Genomic DNA, 20362 nt, shown 5'->3' with positions numbered 1-20362 from the left:
GCCGGTATTCCAGCGGCGGCAAGATGAAACAGTGCAGTCGTCTTCCGGGACCGACAACTGCGCCACGTAAGCTGGATGCTCGTGAGCATCCCGAATGTCCTGGCCACCCGTTACGCGAGTCCCGAACTGGTGCAGCTGTGGTCGCCGGAGCACAAGATCGCCCTGGAACGCCAGTTGTGGATCGCCGTGCTGCGCGCGCAGTCCTCCCTCGGAGTCGACGTCCCCAACGCTGCGATCGACGACTACGAAGCCGTCGTCGACCAGGTGGATCTCGCGTCGATCGCCGAGCGTGAGCGGGTCACCCGGCACGACGTCAAGGCGCGCATCGAGGAGTTCAACGCCCTCGCCGGCCATGAGCACATCCACAAGGGCCTCACCAGTCGCGACCTCACCGAGAACGTCGAGCAGCTGCAGATCCTGCGCTCACTCGAACACGTGCACGCGCACGGCGTCGCTGTTGCGAAGCGGCTGGCCGAACGAGCTGCCGAGTACTCCTCGCTCGTCATGGCCGGGCGCAGCCACAATGTTGCTGCTCAGGCGACGACGCTGGGAAAGCGTTTCGCCTCCGCAGCGGACGAGCTGCTGCTGGCACTGGCCCGGGTTCAGGAACTGATCGCGCGCTATCCACTGCGCGGGATCAAGGGCCCGATGGGCACCTCGCAGGACATGCTCGATCTCTTCGGCGGCGACTCCGCCAAGCTCGTCGCACTCGAGCGCATCGTCGCCGATCACCTCGGTTTCCGGCACACGCTCACCAGCGTCGGCCAGGTCTATCCCCGCTCGCTCGATCATGAGGTCGTCTCCGCGTTGGTCCAGATCGGTGCCGGGCCGTCGTCGTTCGCGCATACCGTCCGATTGATGGCCGGCCACGAACTCGTCACCGAAGGCTTCCAGCCGGGACAGGTCGGCTCGTCGGCGATGCCGCACAAGATGAACACCCGCTCGTGTGAGCGCGTCAACGGCCTGCAGGTGGTGCTGCGCGGCTACGGATCGATGGCCGCCGAGCTCGCCGGCGCGCAATGGAACGAGGGCGACGTCTTCTGTTCCGTCGTCCGTCGCGTCGCCCTGCCCGACGCGTTCTTCGCCATCGACGGTCTCATCGAGACGTTCCTGACGGTGCTCGACGAATTCGGTGCCTACCCGGCCGTCATCGCCAAGGAACTCGACCGATACCTGCCGTTCCTCGCGACGACGAAGGTGCTCATGGCCGCCGTGCGCGCAGGCGTCGGCCGCGAGACCGCGCACGAGGCGATCAAGGAACACGCCGTCGCCGTCGCACTGGCGATGCGTGAGCAGGGACAGGAACCGGACTTGCTCGACCGACTGGCAGCCGACGATCGACTCCCACTCGATCGGGCTGCCCTCGATGCTGCACTGGCGGACAAGACTGCCTTCATCGGCGCGGCCGACGCCCAGGTCAGTGCTGTCGTCTCGGCCGTGGAGCGGTTGATCGCGAAGTTCCCGGGCGGAGCGTCCTACAGCCCGTCGCCCATTCTGTAGTCAGGAGAGGACCAGTCGGTTCAGGACCTCGGGGAGGTCGGCGACCGAGTCGATCACGTGGTCGGGCTCCATCGCGAATTCGTCCGTGCTGCGACGATCCAGAACATCCTGACGGAACTTTCCGGTGCGCACCAGCACTCCCGTCATGCCGACGACCTGGGCGGCGAGAACGTCGTTGTCCAGGTCGTCGCCGACCATGACGACGTCGTCCGGGTCGACGCCCATCCGCTCGGATGCCGTCCGGAAGCCCAACGGAGCCGGCTTCCCGATGGCCTTCGCGGTGTGCCCCGACGCCTGTTCCATTCCGGCCAGATACATGCCGGTGTCGATGCGCAGACCGGCTCCCGTGCTCCACATCAACGACCTGTGCATTGCGACGACGGGTATGCCGCGGCACAGCCAGTCGTAGACGCGACTGAGGCGTTCGTGGGTGAATTCCGGCCCGGCACCGCCGACCACCACGACGTCGGGATCCTCGGACGTCTCGTCGACGAACTCGATTCCCGGCATGTCGCCCGCGATCTCACCGTTGTTGATCAGCACCACCCGCGCATCCGGATAGTTCTCGCGCAGATGATCCGCGGTGAGCGACGCGGCCGTGACGATCTCGTCGGAATGGACGTCCAGTCCGACATCGCGCAACGCTCCGGCGATCTGCTCGCGCGTCTTCGACGTGGTGTTGGTCAAGAATGCGCGGGCAATGTCCTTGCTGTCCAGAAACTTCAGCGTCTCCGCGGCCCCGGGCACCGCCTGCCACGACGTCACCAGAACGCCGTCGATGTCGAAAAGAACCCCGCCGATACCCATCGGCAAACAGTAGTCTCCGGGTCCGGCCACCGCAGCGTCAGTGGACCAGCGCCTAGGCTCGGAGACTGTGAATCCATACACAATCTTCGCCGAGATCATCGCCGGGACGGCCGAGTCCTCTCGCGTCCACGAGGACGAGACAGTGATCGCGTTCATGGACATTCGGCCGCTCACCACCGGGCACGTGCTCGTGGTGCCCAAGCAGCAGTTCCGGACGCTGGCGGAGTTGCCGCCGGAAGTCGGTGCCCACCTGTTCGTCGTGGGGCAGAAAGTGGCCGCCGCTGTGCGAGCGAGCAATCCACGTGTCGCCGGCGTCAACCTGTTTCTCGCCGACGGCACGGTGGCGGGCCAGGAAATTTTCCATGTGCACCTGCACGTCATCCCACGCATGATCGGCGACGGCTTCGGCCTCCGTGCCCGACCGTCGTCTCCGCAGCGTTCCGAACTCGACCGACGAGCTGCGGAGATCGCGGCCGCGATTACTCGGCAGTGACCTTCTGCGCCTTGGACAGTGCGTCCGCGTAGACGTTGATCGTGTTGGTGTAGCGGCTGTAGCTCTTGTTGGCGCCGTAGTCCCACAGCACCATCTGTTGCTTGTCGACGGCGGCGATGGTGTCGAAACCGGGGTAGCGGCTGGGAATGTCGGCCAGCTTCACATCAGCTGCGTTGGCAACGTCGTGGTAGACGAATGCGACATCGGCGTCGACACTCGACACGTTCTCCCAGGACACCTTCTTCCAGTAACCGTCGTCGGTGCCGTCGGGGGTGTACATCTTCAAGCCCCAGCTTTCGTAGTCGCTGAAGTCCGGATCCGCAGACGGATCGAGGACGTACGCGACGTCGAGGGGCCAGACTCCGACTCCGGTGAGGTCCTGGTGTTCGGAGGCAACCTTCTTGAAGTTGTCGACGGCAGCGTCGTAGTCGGCCTTGATGTCTGCCAGTTGCGGGGTGTCGAGGTCGACGCCGAGCGAGGACGCGAGTCCGGCGTAGTTCTCGATGGTCTTCGCGGTCGATGTCGTGTCCAAGGTGACCCCGAGAGTCGGAGCGAGCTGATCGATCGTGTCGGCTTTGGACGAGTCGGCCGTGGTGGTCAGCTTGCCGAATTGGCCGAATCGTGGGTTGAACTCACCGATGACAAGATCCGGTTCGAGGCCGGCGGCTTTCTCGAAATCGAATGCGCCCCAGCTCTCGCCGACCGATTCGATGCCGGCGAGATCGGAGCAGCTCAGAATGGGGCTGGTGGACATCGGGGTCGTCGACCAGATGGCGATGGGCCTGATGCCATACGACATGAGCGCTGCTGCCGATTCTTCGTCGGCGATGATTCTGGTCGGCTGAGTATCGAGCGAAATGGTCCGTCCGCGGCCGTCGGTGTACGTGAACGGTCCGGACGCGCGGTCGACTGCATCGACGCGGTCGTTCTCGCCGCACGCGGCGGGGTTCGCGTTCAGATCGACGATCTGTGCGCCGCGGTCTTCCGGTTCGGTGGTGTCGCTGCTGCATGCTGCGGCAGTGAAAAATACGAGGACCGCAATGCTCCCGGTCAAGACACGTGGGCGGGACCCGAACCGGCCGGTGCTGCGTATTCGATGAGAGATCATGTGTCGCTTTCGTCTTGGTCTGGCGGCCGGAAGCCGCGTGCGGTGGTGCAGGTGCAGTCCACTTCTCCGTGCCGACAGATGTTAGCCTCCTCAGGGTCGACTAAGCGAGGGTAGCCTTTCCTTATGGACGTCAGGTGGCGAAACTCCTGGTCACGCCCAGTACGACGCAGTGCAGCCGATCGAAGGGACACACCGGATGGATCCGCACGGAATCGGGACCGAAGAACTGCGGGCGCAGGTCGCAGAACTGATCGGCACCGAGCCCGCGGCCGTGTCGCTCGACGCGAATTTGTTCGAGTTGGGACTGGAATCGATCGTGCTGATGCGGTTGGTCGGCAGATTCCGCAAAGAGGGTAGGGCGGTGACCTTCGCCGATCTTGCTGCGCGGCCCACGGTCTCGGCCTGGTCCGAACTGGTCGGTGCAGCAAACGAACCGGTACCCGCGCCCACGGCCCGCGCATCGGAGTCGAACCGACTCGACACCGGCAGCTTCGACCTCGCCGTGCTCCAGCATGCCTACTGGATCGGCCGCAGTGCAGAGCAGCGGTTCGGCGGCGTCGCTCCGCACCTGTACACCGAGTTCGACGGCGAAGGGGTCGATCCCGATCGACTGCGCAACGCGTTCGACGCCGTGACCCGCAGGCACGACATGCTGCGGGCTCGGATCACCGACAACGGACAGCAAGTGATCGAGTCCACCCCAGGGTGGCGAGGGTTGACGGTCCACGATCTGCGGAGCGCGGACGACGCAGCAGCCGAACTGGAACGAACCCGACTTCGATTGACCCACCACATGCTCGATATCGAAGCCGGAGAAGTGTTCTCGGCAGACCTGTCGCTGCTGCCGGACGGTCGAACTCGGCTGCATCTCGACATGGACATGATCGCAGGCGACGCCGTCAGCTTTCGCATTCTGGTCGCAGATCTGGCGCAGGCATACGACGGTCGGGCACTCCCCACCATCGACTACAGCTACGAGCGTTACCTCACCGACCGGCCGGACGATCGTCGCAACGCTCGGGAGCAGGCCGAACGGTACTGGTCCGACCGACTCGATTCTCTGCCCGGAGCGCCCACTCTTCCTCTGCTCGAACGTGATTCAGGCTCACCCGTGGCAACACGGCGGGCGTTTCATCTCGAGACGCAGGCATATTCACAATTGCAGTCGCAGGCTCGTGCGCACGGTGTCACCCCGGCGGTCGCGGTGGCAGCGGCCTTCGCCGAGGTGGTCGGGGCGTGGTCACGTGAACAGCGATTCCTGCTCAACGTTCCGATGTTCGACCGTGCCCCGACGCACCCGGCCGTCGGCGAACTGGTCGGCGACTTCTCGTCCTCGGTCATGTTGGATGTCGATCTGAGCGAGGACCTTTCGTTCGCGGAGCGGTCCCGGCAGCTGCGGGTACGCCTGCACGAGGACGCCTCGCACGTCGACTACTCCGGTGTGGAGGTACTTCGCGACCTTGGTCGTCGCAGAGGGGAACCGGTACTCGCGCCCGTCGTCTTCACCAGTGCGCTCGGATTGGGCGAGCTGTTCGACGGCCGTGCGCGGGAGGTGTTCGGGGACCCGGTGTGGATCATGTCGCAGGGACCGCAGGTGGTTCTGGACGCACAGATCACCGAGCTCGACGGCGGCGTGCTGGTCAATTGGGACATTCGCGAGAACGAGTTCCTGCCAGGGGTTCCCGAGGCGATGTTCGACGCCTTCGAGACTCTCGTTCGCGGCATAGTCGGCGACGACGATGCCGTCTGGACCGAACCGGTGGGTCAGCTGGCGCCGTCGCGTCAACTTCTCTCGCGGACCCCGGCCGCCGACGTACCGCGCACGGATGCCGTGCCGGCAGCCGGGACCGACACCCTGCACCGTGCCTTCTTCGACCGGGCGGCCAGAAGACCGGACGCGATCGCTCTCGAGTGGGGCGAGAACGAGTCGATGACCTACGGCGAATTGTGCGACCGTGCGCTGAGAGTGGCTGCGACACTGACAGATCGCGGGGTTGCAGTGGGTGACACCGTAGGGGTCACGCTGCCGAAGGGGCCCGACCAGGTCATCGCAGTGCTCGGTGTGCTTGCCGCAGGTGGGGTGTACGTGCCGATCGGCGTCGACCAACCGGCGAGTCGGGCTGCGCTGATCGCTGGAAAAGCCGGCTTTGCGGTGACGATCGGGGGATCGGGTGACGACGGCCTCACTGTGGCCGGGAGTGGAGCCTGCGGAATGACCATTTCCGACGCCGTCCTCGGGGAGCCGCTGTCCGCACCGCATCTCGGACCCGACACCGCTCCCGCGTACATGATCTTCACGTCCGGTTCGACAGGCGAACCGAAGGGTGTCGTGGTCTCGCATCGTGCCGCGATGAACACGATCAGCGACCTGATCGGACGATTCGAGCTGGACGAGGGCTACCGTCCGTTGTGTCTGTCCGAGTTGGACTTCGACCTGTGCACCTTCGACCTGTTCTCGGTGTTCGTGGCCGGTGGTACGGCCGTGCTCATCGAAGAACACGAGCGCAAGGATCCGCAGCGCTGGGCCACTCTGATCCGTGCGCATCGAGTCACGGTGATCAGCTGCGTACCGCCGCTGCTGGACATGATTCTGTCCACCGGTGAGGATCTCGGCGGTTCGCTCGAGGTCGTCATGCTCGGCGGCGACAAGGTGGGTATCGACCTCTACCGCCGGCTGACGGCGGCGGTACCTGGATGTCGGTTCGCCGGACTAGGTGGCGCTACGGAAACCGCGATCCACAACAGCATCTGTGAGGTCCTGGACGTCGATCCGAGCTGGCGCACAGTCCCGTTCGGTGTGCCGCTCGGGTCCATGGCGCTTCGGGTGGTCGATGCGCGTGGGCACCAGGTGCCGGACTGGGTACCCGGTGAGCTGTGGGTCGCGGGCGTGGGTCTCGCCGACGGCTACCTGGGCGATCCCGAGCGTACGAACGAGCGGTTCGTCGACGCCGATGGTTACCGCTGGTACCGCACCGGTGATCTGGTTCGCTACGGCACGGGCCCGATGGTCGAGACCGGGTCCATGGTCGAATTCGTTGGCCGCGTGGACAATCAGATCAAGATCAACGGATTCCGCATCGAGCTCGGCGAGATCGAGTCCGTCCTGTGCGACGACGCCGAAGTCGCCTCTGCCGCAGCGGTCGTCGACCGGGTCGGAGCTGCAGCGGTGATGGCAGCAGTGGTGCTCGCCGATCGCGACGCGGATCCGGACGAGACCGTTGCGGGCATCATCGCCAGGGCTGCCGAGCGACTGCCTGCACACATGGTGCCGGAACGGACGGTGGCACTGCGAGCCTTGCCGCTCACCGTGAACGGCAAGATCGATTCTGCGGCCATCGTCGAACGGTGCCGCGCAGCAGGTGATACCGAGCGGGTGCAGGCGCGAGTAGCCCCAAGAACCCACCTCGAACGCGCACTCGCCTCGATCTGGCAGACGGTGCTCGGCGTCGACGAGATAGGGGTCACCGACACCCTCTTCGCGCTGGGCGGCGACTCCGTCCTCGCGACCACGATCGTCGCCCGAACCCGCGCGGCCTTCGACATCACGTCCGTCACGGTGAGGATGCTGTTCGCTGCCCCGACGGTATCGGGGTTGGCGGAGTCGATGATCGTCGCGGCAGGCGATACCGAGCTGCTCGAGGCGACGGCAGAGATGTACGTGTCGATCGAATCCATGTCGGAGGACCAACTGCTGGCGGCACTCGATCAGCAGCGCACGCCCTGACTCGACACCACTTACCCTTCCACGATCGGGAACCCACAGTGCACACAGTCATCGAGAACGATGCCGACTTCGTACCGTTCGACTCGGGCCGTGCCCAGACGTACCTCGATGCCGGACTCTGGCGCGAGACAACGCTTTCCGACATGTTCACGTCGTGGGTAGACCGGTTCGGCTCTCGTCGCGCGGTCGTCGACGAGCGCGAGGAGCTGACGTACGACGAGCTGTATTCGCGTGTACGTGCGACCGCTGCAGGGTTTGCCGACCGCGGTATCGAGCCGGGTGATCGGGTTGTGGTGCAACTACCCAATTCGGTGGCGTTCGCAGTTGTGTTGTTCGCGTTGCTCGAGTGCGGCGCGATTCCCGTGCTCACTCTGCCCGCACACCGACGCCGCGAAATCGTTCATCTTGCAGCCACATCGAAGGCTGTGGCGTACGTGATCACGGAGCGGGACGGAAACTTCGATTACCGAGCGCTCGCCGACGAGACAGTGGAGTCGGTTCCGAGCATTCGGGACGTCTTCGTCGATGGTTCGTGCGACCCGAGCGGGTCGCACAGTTTGTTGTCTGCCGTCGTCGGTGCGCCACGGGAATTTCCACGTGCATCTGCCGCGGATATTGCAGTGTTGTTGGTATCCGGCGGAACGACCGGTCTGCCGAAGTTGATTCCGCGTACCCACAACGACTACGAGTTCAACGCGCGGGCGAGCGCAGATGTCTGCGAATTGACCTCCGAGGACGTGTATCTCGCGGTTCTGCCCGCTGCCCACAACTTTCCGCTCGCGTGTCCGGGGCTGCTCGGTGCGCTCGGGGTCGGAGCGACGGTGGTCTTCTCCCGTAGTGCCAGCCCCGATCAGGTGTTCGCGCTGATCGAGAAGTATCGAGTCTCGGTGACCGCCCTCGTGCCGACGTTGACGCATCTGTGGTGTGAGGCCACCGAATGGGAGGAGGCGAACTTGTCCAGTCTGCGGTTGTTGCAGGTCGGTGGCGCGAAGTTGACCCCCGAGGTCGCCAAGCTGGTCGAGCCGGCCCTCGGGTGCCGGTTGCAGCAGGTGTTCGGGATGGCCGAGGGCCTGTTGAATTACACGCGGCCAGGCGACGGACCGGACGTGGTGATCGGCACCCAAGGGCGTCCGTTGTCCGAGTTCGACGAGATCAGAATCGTCGACGCCGACGGCAACGACGTCCCGGCCGGCGGCGTAGGCGAGCTGCTCACCCGCGGTCCGTACACCATCAACGGTTACTACGCTGCGGCGGAACACAATACAACGGCGATCACCCCCGCCGGCTTCTACCGCAGCGGAGACCAGGTTCGCGCGCTGCCGTCGGGACACCTGGTCGTCACCGGTCGGATCAAGGACGTCATCACCCGAAACGGTGAGAACGTCGCAGCGGACGAGCTGGAGGATCTCTTGCTCACACACCACGGAGTAGCCCGAGTAGCGGTGATAGGCGTACCCGATCCCGCTGTGGGCGAGAGCATCTGCGCTGTGATCGTGCCGAACGGCAGCGCCCGGAACGACAGCGTTCCGACCGTTGCCGAGGTGCGGGCATTCCTGACCGACGCAGGCTGCGCCGGGTTCAAGCTACCCGACCGGGTGGTGGCACGAACGTCGCTTCCGGTCACCGCAATCGGAAAAGTGGACAAGGCATTGCTCGTCAGGCAGTCCACCGAGCGGCAGGCGAGCCGATGAACCCGGTGGATCTCGACGACGTCAAGCGTCGACTGCTCCAGGATCGGCTGCGGCGCGCCCGGGGCAGTGAGACCGCCGAGGTCGAACGCGGTCCTCTCGCGAACCTGGAATCGTCCGAATTCGATGCGCTGAGAGCACGATTCGGATCCATCGACGATGTGTGGCCGCTGTCTGCGCTGCAGCTCGGGTTGGTCTATCAGGTCGGCGTCGACGCACACGCTGCCGGGCTCTACACCGTTCGGACCGTCGTTGAGGTCGATCGGGTTCTGGACGGCGACAAGGTAAGGCGTGCTCTGCAATCGGTGGTCGACAACACCGCGGCGCTGCGCACGGCGTTCGTCACCCCTGAGGGCGAGGCACCGGTCCAGGTCGTCTTGTCGTCCGTCGAAGCACCACTGACGGTGATAGACCTGGGTGACAGCTCTGCGAACGAGGTGGACGCGGCGTGGAACCGGGTACTCGCCGACGACCGTGACCGGGCATTCGACATCGACGCACCCCCACTGTTCAGGCTGACTCTCGTGCACCTCCCCGGCGGCGTCGACCGTCTGCTGACGACCTACTGGTTCGGCTGTTTCGACGGCGGATCCTCGGCGTTGCTGGTCTCTCGTGTTCTCGAGCTGCACGACGGCGCAGACACCCACATCGATCACGGCTATCGGGAGTACCTGCGCTGGTTGATCTCTCGCGACCGCTCCGAATCCGAGCAGGCATGGCAACGCTGGTTCGCCGATGTCGACACCCCTACACTCGTGGCCGGAGCGGCCGATGGCGAGGACGAGCCTCCTCGGCGGATTGAACGGCGACTGTCGGCGGTGGCATCGGGCCGGCTCGACACCATTGCCCGCGAGTCGGGCTCGACACTGTTCACAATGCTTGCTGCCGCCTGGGCAAGTGTGCTGATGCGAGTATCCGGTCGATCCGACGTGGTTTTCGGCACCGCCGTCGCCGGCCGACCGATGGAGGTGCCGGGGTCCGAGCGCGCGATCGGGGCGTTCATCAGCACCGTGCCGATTCGAGTCGCGGCGCAGGGATCGGACACAACCGCAAAAATCGCTGCGCAGGTGCAGGATCAGCGACTGGATCTGATGCCGCACGACACACTCGGCCTCGGCGTTATTCAGAAGGCGATCGGTGCGGGTGCGCTGTTCGACACCCTGCTGGTGCTGCGGAACGCAGCCGGTCCAGCAGCTGATCCGGCCGGCGCACCGAAGCGGCAGGTGCGGCACATCTCGACCGTCGACGGCTCGGAGTTCCCGGTGTCGATTGCCGTCGACCCCGGGAGGGAACTGAACCTGTCGGTGACCTACCTGCCGGCGTCGGTGGACGACGAGAGAGCGAGCTACCTGCTCGATTCTTTCGAGCACGCCTTGAACACCGTTGCCGAGCAATCCGATCTGCCGATCTCACGGTGGCCAGCACCGGCCTCCGAGTCGGCGAGCATCGCAGACAACGGTTTCGGCGACAGGCTCGAGCGGCTGCGCGATTCCACGATCGCCGAGTTGCTCGCCGACCGCGCCGCGGCCGTCCCACAGACGACGGCGCTGGTGTTCGGAGACGAACGAGTGACGTTCGGAGAACTGGACTCTCGGGTCAGTGCGTGTGCGGTTGCTCTGCTGCGCCGCGGTGCCGGCCCGGAGCGTATTGTCGCCCTCGCGCTCCCGCGGTCGATAGAGATGGTGGTGGCGTTGTTCGCGGTACTGCGCACCGGCTCGGCCTACCTCCCCCTCGAACTGGACTACCCGAACGATCGACTCGACGTCATGTTGGCCGATGCGAAGCCGGCGATCCTGGTGACGACCACCGAAACGCAGTCGCGTGAGCTGACGACCGACGCCACCGTGATGATCGTCGACGACCCCTCGGTGGTAACGGAATTGTCGATCCGCGTCGACCCCTCGCAGTTCGCCCGCGGTCCGTTCGCACCCGGTACACCCGGTCGTCTCGAGCACCCGGCTTACGTCATCTACACCTCGGGCTCGACCGGCACGCCCAAAGGCGTCGTCACCCCGTATCGGGGATTGACGAACATGCAGATCAACCACCGAGACGAGATCTTCGTCCCCACCATTGCCGCGGCCGGGGATCGGACGCTGCGGATCGCGCACACCGTCTCGTTCTCCTTCGACATGTCGTGGGAAGAGCTGCTGTGGCTCGTCGAAGGCCACGAGGTCCACGTCTGTGACGAGGAATTGCGTCGCGACGGTGAGGCATTGGCGCGATACTGCGAGCAGAACCTGATCGACGTGGTGAACGTGACGCCCACGTATGCCGGGCATCTGCTGGATCTGGGACTGCTGAACGAGCACGACGGGCATCGGATTCCACTGGTCCTCCTCGGCGGGGAGGCAGTTCCCGATTCGTTGTGGCAGCAACTGGGAGACGTCGGATACAACCTGTACGGCCCCACCGAGTACACGATCAACGCGCTCGGTGCCGGCACGCGGCAGAGCAGCAGCCCGTCGATCGGTGGGCCGATCCTCGGTACGCGCGCATACGTACTGGACCAGTGGCTGCGACCCGTTCCGGTGGGATCCGTGGGTGAGCTGCACTTGTCCGGTGTGGGTCTGGCCCGCGGCTATCTGCACCGATACGGCCAGACGGCAACCAGATTCGTCGCAGATCCGTGGGCGCCGGGTGAGCGGATGTACCGCACCGGCGATCTGGTTCGGATCAGGCCCGACGGCCTGTTCGACTACCTGGGCCGCGCCGACGACCAGGTGAAGATCCGTGGGTATCGAGTCGAAACAGCAGAAGTCGAACGGGCAGTGGCGAACTGCGATGCAGTTGCGGGCGCGGTGGTTCGGGCGGTGGAGATCGGCGCGGGTACTCGTGCGCTCGCGGCGTACGTGGTCCCCACGGACGGCGTAGCGTCCGAGGACCGTTCCGAGTTGTTCGGATCGATTCGGGACGAGCTGGCGGCAGTGTTGCCGGAGTACATGGTTCCCACGTTGTTCGCTGCGTTGGAGCGTATTCCGATGACCATCAATGGCAAGCTCGATGTACGGGCTCTCCCGGCTGTCGATGCGGCAGGAGGCGGTACGTTCGTGCCGCCGCGCACTCCGGTGGAGACGATGCTGTGCGAGATCGTCGAGGCGGTTCTCGGGGTCACCCGGGTTGGTATCGACGACGATTTCTTCGCCCTCGGCGGCGACAGCATCACCTCCCTCGCTGTGGCGTCCCGGGCGCGCAAGGCGTCCATCCCGCTGGCACCGCGCGAGGTGATGCGAAAGCGAACGGTGCGGATGTTCGGGGCGGAGCTCGTCACCGAGGACACTGACCGCCCTGCGGTATCTGCCGAGGCGGCCAGCGTGGATCTGTCCCAGGACGAGCTCGACGAATTCGAAAGCAGTATGTGAGTGACGAACACGACGGCCGAGTCCGCGGCAACGCCGCAATCCAAGATCGCTGCGGTTCTACCGCTCACGGCGCTGCAGGTCGGTATGTATCTGCAGTCGAGTCTTGCTGCAGCGAAACAGGATCCGTATCTCTCTCAGACAGTGCTGGACCTGACCGCCTCGGTTCGGTTCGACCGCCTCACTCTCGCTCTCGAGCACCTACTCGAGCGTCATCCGAACATCAAAGCGTTACTGCGTCAGCGTCGCAACGGTGATCTGGTGTGGGTGGTTCCGCGCGCGTCGACACCGGAACCGACAGCTGTCGAAGGTGACTGGAACGATCATCTGGCCCGCGACAGGTCCGCCGGATTCGCGTTCTTCGACGGGCCGTTGATCCGCTTCGCGTACTCCACCGATCCTCGGTCGCCGCGGGTGCTGATCACCTACCATCACGCCCTGATGGACGGATGGTCCGAGGCGATCTTCGTTCGTGAGCTCGTCGCTCTCTACGAGGGCGGGGAGTCGGCTGCCTTGCCGTCGGCACCGGACTACCGCAATTACCTTGTCTGGACTGCAGGTCAGGACCGCGACGCTGCCAGGGCGCACTGGGCGGATCACCTCGACGGCTTCGAGCGCCCCACACTGATCGCCGGCGATGCACCGCAATCGAATTCGTGCTCACGCATCGATCTGGACATCGACGAGACTCTGGCGCTGCGTGTGGCGAGCTATGCGCGCAGCCGTGGTGCGACGACGAACGTGGTGGTGCAGGTTGCCTGGGCGTCGATGCTCGCGGCTCGGACCGGAGCAGGCGACGTGTCGTTCGGAATGGCGGCGTCACTGAGGCCGTTCGATCTCGACGGTGCCGAGGCGATGGTCGGTCTGTTGCTCAACACCGTGCCCGTTCGGATTCGATTCGGTACGAGCGAATCCGTCGCGGATGTTGTCGATCGCCTGCAGGCAGATCACCTCGACCTGGAGGAGCACCGATTTCTCGGGCTGTCCGAGATCGCCGGAACCGTGAGCGGCACTGAGCTGTTCGACACGATCGTCGTGTATCAGAACTATCCGACACTGCCCTCCGAAGCGAGCGCGGCCGTCGACGAGGTCACGGTGCTGGGCGCTCACATGAGTTTCCCGATGGCTCTGATCGTCGGTCCCGACCCTGCTCTGTGGGCTTTCGTGCTGCACGACGACGCAGCCGTCGATCATCGTTCGGCCACGTTGTGCGCCGAGACTTTCGTCGAGATGCTCGACCGGATGACGAGCCGTCCGGACGTCGATGTGCCGCAGCTCCTCTCGGCCCCCGACGGCCAGGGGTGCAGCGTCGGAGCGTCTCGGCAGGTGTCGACGCTGGAGGCGGCCCTTGCGGACAGGTTCGCGCAGTCGAGCGAGGACATCGCGTTGACGGTCGGCGGGGACGCGATCAAATACATCGACCTTCGATCCCGGGTGGCCGAGGTGTCGACCCGGCTACGCAGCCGGGGTATCGGGACCGAGAGCCGCGTCGCTATCGCTCTCGGCAGGGGCGTCGATATGGTGGCCGCACTGTTGGCGACCATCGACGTGGGTGCGGTCTTCGTCCCCATCGACATTCGCTACCCGCGGGAGCGCATCGACTACGTGCTCGCAGATTCCCGCCACGACATTCTGTTGGTCGACGATGCCACCCCTACCGCGCTGACCGCTCTCGAGACCGCGACGAGAATCGATTCGAGCTCGGCTATCGAGGTGGTGGAAGAACCGTTCGCTCGAAGCATCCCGGGCGAGTGCGGGGCCTATCTGGTGTACACCTCGGGTTCGACCGGTATGCCCAAGGGAGTACTGGGAACCAGAAGCGCGCTGGCCAATCGTCTGCACTGGGCGACGCTGAAGTGGGGCGGTCCCACGAATCGGATTGCCAAGAGCTCGCTGTCGTTCATCGACGGAGCAACCGAACTGCTGACCGGAATTCTCGCGGGCCAACGTCTGGTGTTGGCGCAGGATCACGAGTATGCCGATGCGAGTGCCTTGGTCGAGCTTCTCGCTCGATCCGGGGCCCAGCAGATCACCGCCGTCGGGTCACTCGCTGCAGTATTGTCGACAACCGCGCCGCAGGAATGCGGTTCGGTCACCAGTTGGATCCTCAGCGGAGAGCCGTTGACCAGCAACACGATCGATGCGATCGGACGCGCCACCCCCGAAGCGTCGGTGCACAACTCCTACGGTTCCTCCGAGGTGGCGGGCGACGTTGCCGTGCACAGGGTCGCAGGCGACCCGGCCGTCATCGGAACGGCGGTGGACAACACGGTCCTCGGCGTGCTCGACGACCGACTGCGTCCGCTGAGAACAGGGATCGGCGGTGAACTCTACGTCTCGGGCGTGCAGCTCGCCCGCGGATATTTCGGTAAACCGGCCGAGACCGCCGCACGGTTCGTCGCAGACCCGGGCGGGGACGGCGGTCGGATGTATCGCACCGGTGACCGCGCCCGCATCCTCGACGACGGTGCGCTCGAGTTCCTGGGACGTGCCGACCGGCAGGCCAAGGTCCGGGGCCATCGCGTCGAGCTGGGAGAGGTCGAAAACCTCACTGCCGATATCGAATCCGTGGATGCGTGCGCCGTGGTCGCGGTGACCGACGACGCGGGCGCAACCGTGCTCGTCGCGTACGTGACCCCCGGCGATGTCGATGCCGCCGCACTACGCGATGTCCTGCGGCGCCGGGTGCCCGAATATCTGGTGCCGGCGTTCTGGGTAGCGATCGACCGCTTACCGAGTACACCCAACGGCAAGACGGACCTGGTGACGCTGACGCGGCGCGGGATTCCCGAGAACGGACCGAGCCGGTCACGAGCAGCTGTCACCGACGACGAGCGTTGCCTCGTCGACCTGTTCGCCGATGCGACTCGTGCTGGTGCCGAGTCGATCGGGGTCGACGACGACTTCTTCGCGCTGGGTGGCGACAGCATCACCGCCATCACCATGGTTCATCACGCACGGGGTGCCGGATTGGTGATTTCGACCGCCGACGTCTTCGAATGCCGCACTGTCGCTGGACTGGTCGAGCGAGCTCGAAACGCCAAAACTGAGAGCGCTACAGCAGAACCCGAGACCGCTGCGCCGCTACTGGACGCACAGGACCTGACCGAGTTGAACGCACTCGGTATCGATCCCGAGCTCGCACGTCCGGCGACTCCGCTGCAGCAGGGGCTGGCATTCCAGTCGGTCGCTGCAGGGGACGGACTCGAGGAAATCTACGTCATCGCCACCGAGTTCGAGGTACGAGGCGAGCTGCACCTCGGAAAACTCGAAGACGCGCTCGACGCAGTGTCCGACCGCCACCCGGCTCTGCGCTCACGCTTTCTCACCCTGAATTCCGGGACCACCGTCGCGGTCCGCGATACGGAACGAGTGCACGTGCGCAGGCACACGGTCGACGATCCGGATTCGCCCTCGGCGCGCGCTCTGATCGACGAGGATCGACGCACCTTCGACATCGAGTACGGCCCCCTGGTGCGAGTTCTCCTGCTGGACTGCGGAGAACAGCTGCATCGAGTGGTACTGACCGTGCATCACCTTCTTGTCGACGGTTGGTCGATGGGGACCGTCGGTACCGAGTTGTTCATGCTCTACCGTGGCCGGGATCTACCGGCTCCGGCGTCGTTCGATGACTACCTTCGATGGCTGTCGCGGCGGGACGGCTCGTCCATCGATGTGTGGCGTCGAGCGCTCGGTGCCGACGTGGTGCCGACAATCCTGGCCCCGACCGCGTCGCCGTCCGTGGAGCGATCCGAGGCTCGAGAGATCGAGATGCGGTGGGATGCGCAGGACTCTGCACGCCTGGCCGCATCCGCTCGTCGTCGATCGGTGACGGCGAGCGAATTGATCAATGCGGCATGGGCCGTAGTGCTGTCGGCGTTCACCGATTCCGGATCGGTGGTGTTCGGATCCACGGTGTCGGGACGCCCGACCGACCTGAACCGCGTCGGCGACATGGTCGGGTTGTTCATCAACACCATCCCGGTGCGCGTCGACATCGGGCCCGACGCCACCGTGTCGTCGGTTCTCGCGGGCCTCCGGGATTTCTCCGTCGCCGTGGCCGCACATCATCACGTCGGTCTCGCAGACGTCCAGAAGGCCCCGGGAGGGGGAACGCTGTTCGACACCCTCGTGGTGTTCGAGAACTTCGCTGCCGCCGATACCTCGGGTGTCGATACCGAGGACTTCTCGGTCTCGGTCGCCGGGTTCCACACGGTGACGCACTACCCGTTGACGTTGACGGTTTTTCCGGGCGAGGAACTGCGGTTGGTGGTGGAATACCGAAGCGACGCCGTATCGGTCGAGCGTGCACGTGCGGTGGCGTCGGCCATGACGGCGGTGCTTCGGACGTTTGCCGAGGCGGGGGATCCACTCATTGCGTCGGTGCCCCTCGTGGACGCGGCAACGGCGTACCGGCTCACCGCCGAGCAGGCCGGCATCGCGCGCAACTATCCGTCCGAGACGCTGGTCGAACTCTTTTCCGAACAGGTGGCACTGCAGCCCGATGCGATTGCCGTTCAGGACGCCACCACGGCATTGACGTTCGCCGAGTTGGACTGCGTGTCCAACAGAACCGCACGCTGGCTAATCGGTGCCGGCGTGGGTGCCGAGGACCTCGTGGCCGTTCTGGCCCCGCGCACAGTGATCACGATGGCGGCCATCCTCGGCGTGATGAAGTCCGGGGCCGCATATCTGCCCATCGATCCGAACTGGCCGGCCGACCGCACCAGCCAGATTCTCGACGACGCACAGCCGGTGGTCACGGTGACCACGGATTCCGTTGCATCGCTTGGTGCTTCACCCGCTGATTCGGTAGGCATCACCGATGCCGAACGGCGGGCACCGTTGCATCCCGACCACCCCGTGTATTCGATCTACACCTCGGGCACGACCGGGGTGCCCAAGGGCGTTCTGGTGCCACACCGTGGCCTGACGAACCTGTACCACTCGCATCGCGAGAACGTGCACGAACCGGCTGCCCGACGCGCGGGTAAGTCGACTCTGAACGTGGCGCACGCATGGTCGATGGCCTTCGACGCGTCCTGGCAGCCGCAGCTGTGGCTGTTCGGCGGCCACACACTGCATTTGATCGATCCCGAGACAGTTCTCGACCCGGTGGAACTGACTGCTCGGTTGACTGCGCTGTCGGCAGACTTCATCGAGGTCGTGCCGTCGTTGCTCGAGCAGATGATGAGATCGGGTTCGATCGACACACTCTCGACGGTCGGGGTCGGGGGAGAAGCGGTGTCCGCCGAGCTGTGGAATCGGTTGCGCAGCATGCAGAACCTGGTGGCGTACAACTTCTACGGGCCGACCGAAGCGACGGTCGATGCGGTGTACACCTCCACCGAACTGTCGAGTGATCCGGTGATAGGCCGGCCGGTGACCAACATGCAGGCCTATGTGCTGGACAGAAGTCTTCGACTGGTGCCGCCCGGCGTGTTCGGCGAGCTCTACCTCGCCGGGCCCGGCGTCGTGCGGGGATACCGGAATGCGTCGGGGCGCACGGCACACCGATTCGTCGCCGATCCCTTCACGGCAGACGGCACGCGGCTCTACAGGACCGGGGACCTCGTTGCGTGGACCGAGAACGGCACACTGCGGTACGGGGGCCGCTCGGACGATCAGGTGAAAATTCGCGGTCACCGCGTCGAAGTGGGCGAGGTCGAGGTCCGGCTCCGCGAGTTCGACGCCGTGGCCGACGCGCGGGTGGTGGTGCGAGGTTCCGAGAACGGGACTGCCGTGCTTATCGGCTATGTGGTGGCGGAACAGGGACATTCGCTGGATTCGAGTGTCGTTCGTGCCCGCCTGCGCGGTCTGCTGCCGTCGTACATGGTGCCGGCGTCGCTGACCGTGCTCGATGCGTTTCCGGTCCTGCCGAACGGCAAGCTCGATGCTTCTGCACTGCCCGAACCCGAGCTCGCGGCGCGCTCCGGACGTCCCCCGAATACCGATGCGGAGCGGCAGATCGCCGTGGCCGCAGCCGCGGTGTTGCACGTGACCGAGGTCGGTGCCGACGACGACTTCTTCGACCTGGGCGGCGACAGCATCATGGCGATGGAGCTGGCGGCGAGGCTCCGGTCGGCGGGCCTCCCGGTGTCGCCGCGGCACATCGTGTCACTCCGGACACCGGAAAGTATTGCAGAAGAGATTGTTTCGACAGGGGCGCAGACCGAGGTCGTCACGATCGATCCGTACGGAATGGTGCCGTTGACACCCATAGTGCGGTGGATGGACGCGCTCGACGGGCCCATCGACGAGATCTCGCAGGCGGTGTTGCTGGAGGCCCCGGCGTCGCTCACCGAAGACTCGATGACGGAGCTGGTCTCGCTGTTGACCGACCGGCATCCGATTCTGAACTCGTGCTTCGAACGCAATCCCGGCTCCGAGTCGATCTTCACGGTGTTGCCCGACGGCACTGCCGACGTGCGTCGGTGGATCCGCATCGAGGACGTCGACGGACTGACCGAGTCCGAGCTGGCCACCCGTGTCGGCGTCGAATCACGAGCTGCGCGTGCCCGATTGAACCCGTCCGACGCGAGGATGGTCGACATCGTGTGGCTGCGACACCGATCCGACCCCGAATCGTCCGGTGAGCTGCTGATCACGTTGCATCACCTCGTGGTCGATGGCGTGAGCTGGCGGATCCTGTTGCCCGATCTGGTCGCGCAGTGGAAAGCGCTGTGGAAGCAGACAGCCACCGAGCGACGCCCGATCAATCCGTCGATGCGGCAGTGGGCGCACGAGGTGCTCGCTCTCACAACCGCACCTCGGGTTCTCGCCGACCTCGATTACTGGGCGAGCATCGGCGACGGAGCGACATCGATCCCTCTGACGCGTCCGCTCGACCCGGCGGTCGATACGGGTGCCCGCGTGCGCTCCGTCGACTTCGCGCTGCGGGAGGACGAGAGCGCGAACCTGTTGTCGGCCGCCACAGTTCGCCTCGGCGTCTCTGTCGAACACCTGTTGTTGGCCACATTCGCAGCCGCGACGGCGGAGTGGATCGACAGCGAGATCACGACCACGCAGTCGTTCCTGGTGGACGTCGAAGGCCACGGCCGGACGGGGGTCGCGTCGGATCGGGTGGACGGTTCCTCGGTGGTCGGCTGGCTCACGGCAGTGTTCCCGCTGCGCATCACCGCGCAGAGTGGGGATCACCGCACACTGATCGCGCACGAGGCGAATCCCGCTGCCGCGGAGGTTGTTCTGCGTGAATTGGCCGAATCGGCGAGGGCGTCGAGGGAGTCCGTGCCGGGGGATGGATCCACCTACGGAATGCTGCGGTGGATGGGCGGCGATGCCGAGGAAGTGCTGCGTGGAACCCCCGATGCAGCAATCGAATTCAACTACCTCGGTCGTTTCGACGCGTCGACCGGCGGGCCGTTCGGTGCCAGCCGGTTGCGTAGCAGTCTCGACTCGACCCCCGGTGTGGCGACACCCTGCAGCTATGCGCTGATCGTGGACAGCTACATCCACGACGAGCACGGCTCGTCGGTACTGGGGGTGACGATGACCTGGCCCGAGGAGGTGCTCGACGGCGTCGAGACGCTTGCGACGCTGTGGCACGACACGGTGTCCGCAGCGTGTCGAATTCTCGCTTCCGATGCGCCTAGTGAGGCAAGGGTTACCTCATAAGTGCTACCTTGTCAGTCGCCTCACCCGGTCGGGTGTGGGACGCAGCAG

At 65.2% G+C, this 20362-nt stretch carries 8 protein-coding genes; 6 read left to right on the top strand and 2 right to left on the bottom strand.

Annotation, left to right across the window (positions count from 1 at the left end):
* The first annotated feature begins 75 nt into the window (after positions 1–75).
* Positions 76–1500, top strand: a complete 1425-nt coding sequence (gene purB, locus O4220_RS04120) for an adenylosuccinate lyase (protein ID WP_269602341.1) — start codon at positions 76–78, stop codon at positions 1498–1500.
* Here the strand turns inward: purB and O4220_RS04115 are convergent, their stop codons facing one another.
* On the bottom strand, positions 1501–2307 hold the full coding sequence (locus O4220_RS04115; protein ID WP_269602340.1) for an HAD-IIA family hydrolase: 807 nt from the start codon (positions 2305–2307) through the stop codon (positions 1501–1503).
* Positions 2308–2374: 67 nt separating this feature from the next.
* Between O4220_RS04115 and O4220_RS04110 the strand changes: the two genes are divergently transcribed.
* Positions 2375–2800: an HIT family protein gene (locus O4220_RS04110; protein ID WP_269602339.1), complete on the top strand. Its 426-nt coding sequence runs from the start codon at positions 2375–2377 to the stop codon at positions 2798–2800.
* On the opposite strand, the gene O4220_RS04105 is transcribed toward O4220_RS04110, so the two are convergent.
* Positions 2787–3854, bottom strand: a complete 1068-nt coding sequence (locus O4220_RS04105) for an ABC transporter substrate-binding protein (protein WP_269602338.1) — start codon at positions 3852–3854, stop codon at positions 2787–2789. The genes O4220_RS04110 and O4220_RS04105 overlap by 14 nt on opposite strands.
* Before the next feature lie 250 nt (positions 3855–4104).
* Here O4220_RS04105 and O4220_RS04100 point away from each other — a divergent pair, with 250 nt between their 5' ends.
* The 4 genes from O4220_RS04100 to O4220_RS04085 are packed head-to-tail and all read left to right on the top strand — an operon-like array spanning position 4105 to position 20314.
* Positions 4105–7632, top strand: a complete 3528-nt coding sequence (locus O4220_RS04100) for an amino acid adenylation domain-containing protein (RefSeq protein ID WP_269602337.1) — start codon at positions 4105–4107, stop codon at positions 7630–7632.
* Between the two features lie 38 nt (positions 7633–7670).
* The gene (locus tag O4220_RS04095; RefSeq protein WP_269602336.1) at positions 7671–9323 is read left to right on the top strand and encodes a (2,3-dihydroxybenzoyl)adenylate synthase; all 1653 of its coding nucleotides are present in this window, start codon (positions 7671–7673) and stop codon (positions 9321–9323) included.
* Positions 9320–12682, top strand: coding sequence for a non-ribosomal peptide synthetase (locus tag O4220_RS04090; protein WP_269602335.1), 3363 nt, complete (start codon positions 9320–9322; stop codon positions 12680–12682). The genes O4220_RS04095 and O4220_RS04090 overlap by 4 nt, the downstream gene beginning before the upstream one ends.
* Positions 12683–20314: a non-ribosomal peptide synthetase gene (locus O4220_RS04085; RefSeq protein WP_269602333.1), complete on the top strand. Its 7632-nt coding sequence runs from the start codon at positions 12683–12685 to the stop codon at positions 20312–20314.
* The last annotated feature ends 48 nt before the right edge of the window (positions 20315–20362 follow it).

Origin of the sequence: Rhodococcus ruber (assembly GCF_027270735.1) — a bacterium.
Lineage (GTDB): Bacteria > Actinomycetota > Actinomycetes > Mycobacteriales > Mycobacteriaceae > Rhodococcoides > Rhodococcoides rubrum_A.
Note: the sequence above shows the minus strand (reverse complement) of the source record. Positions and strands in the feature narration are given on the sequence as shown.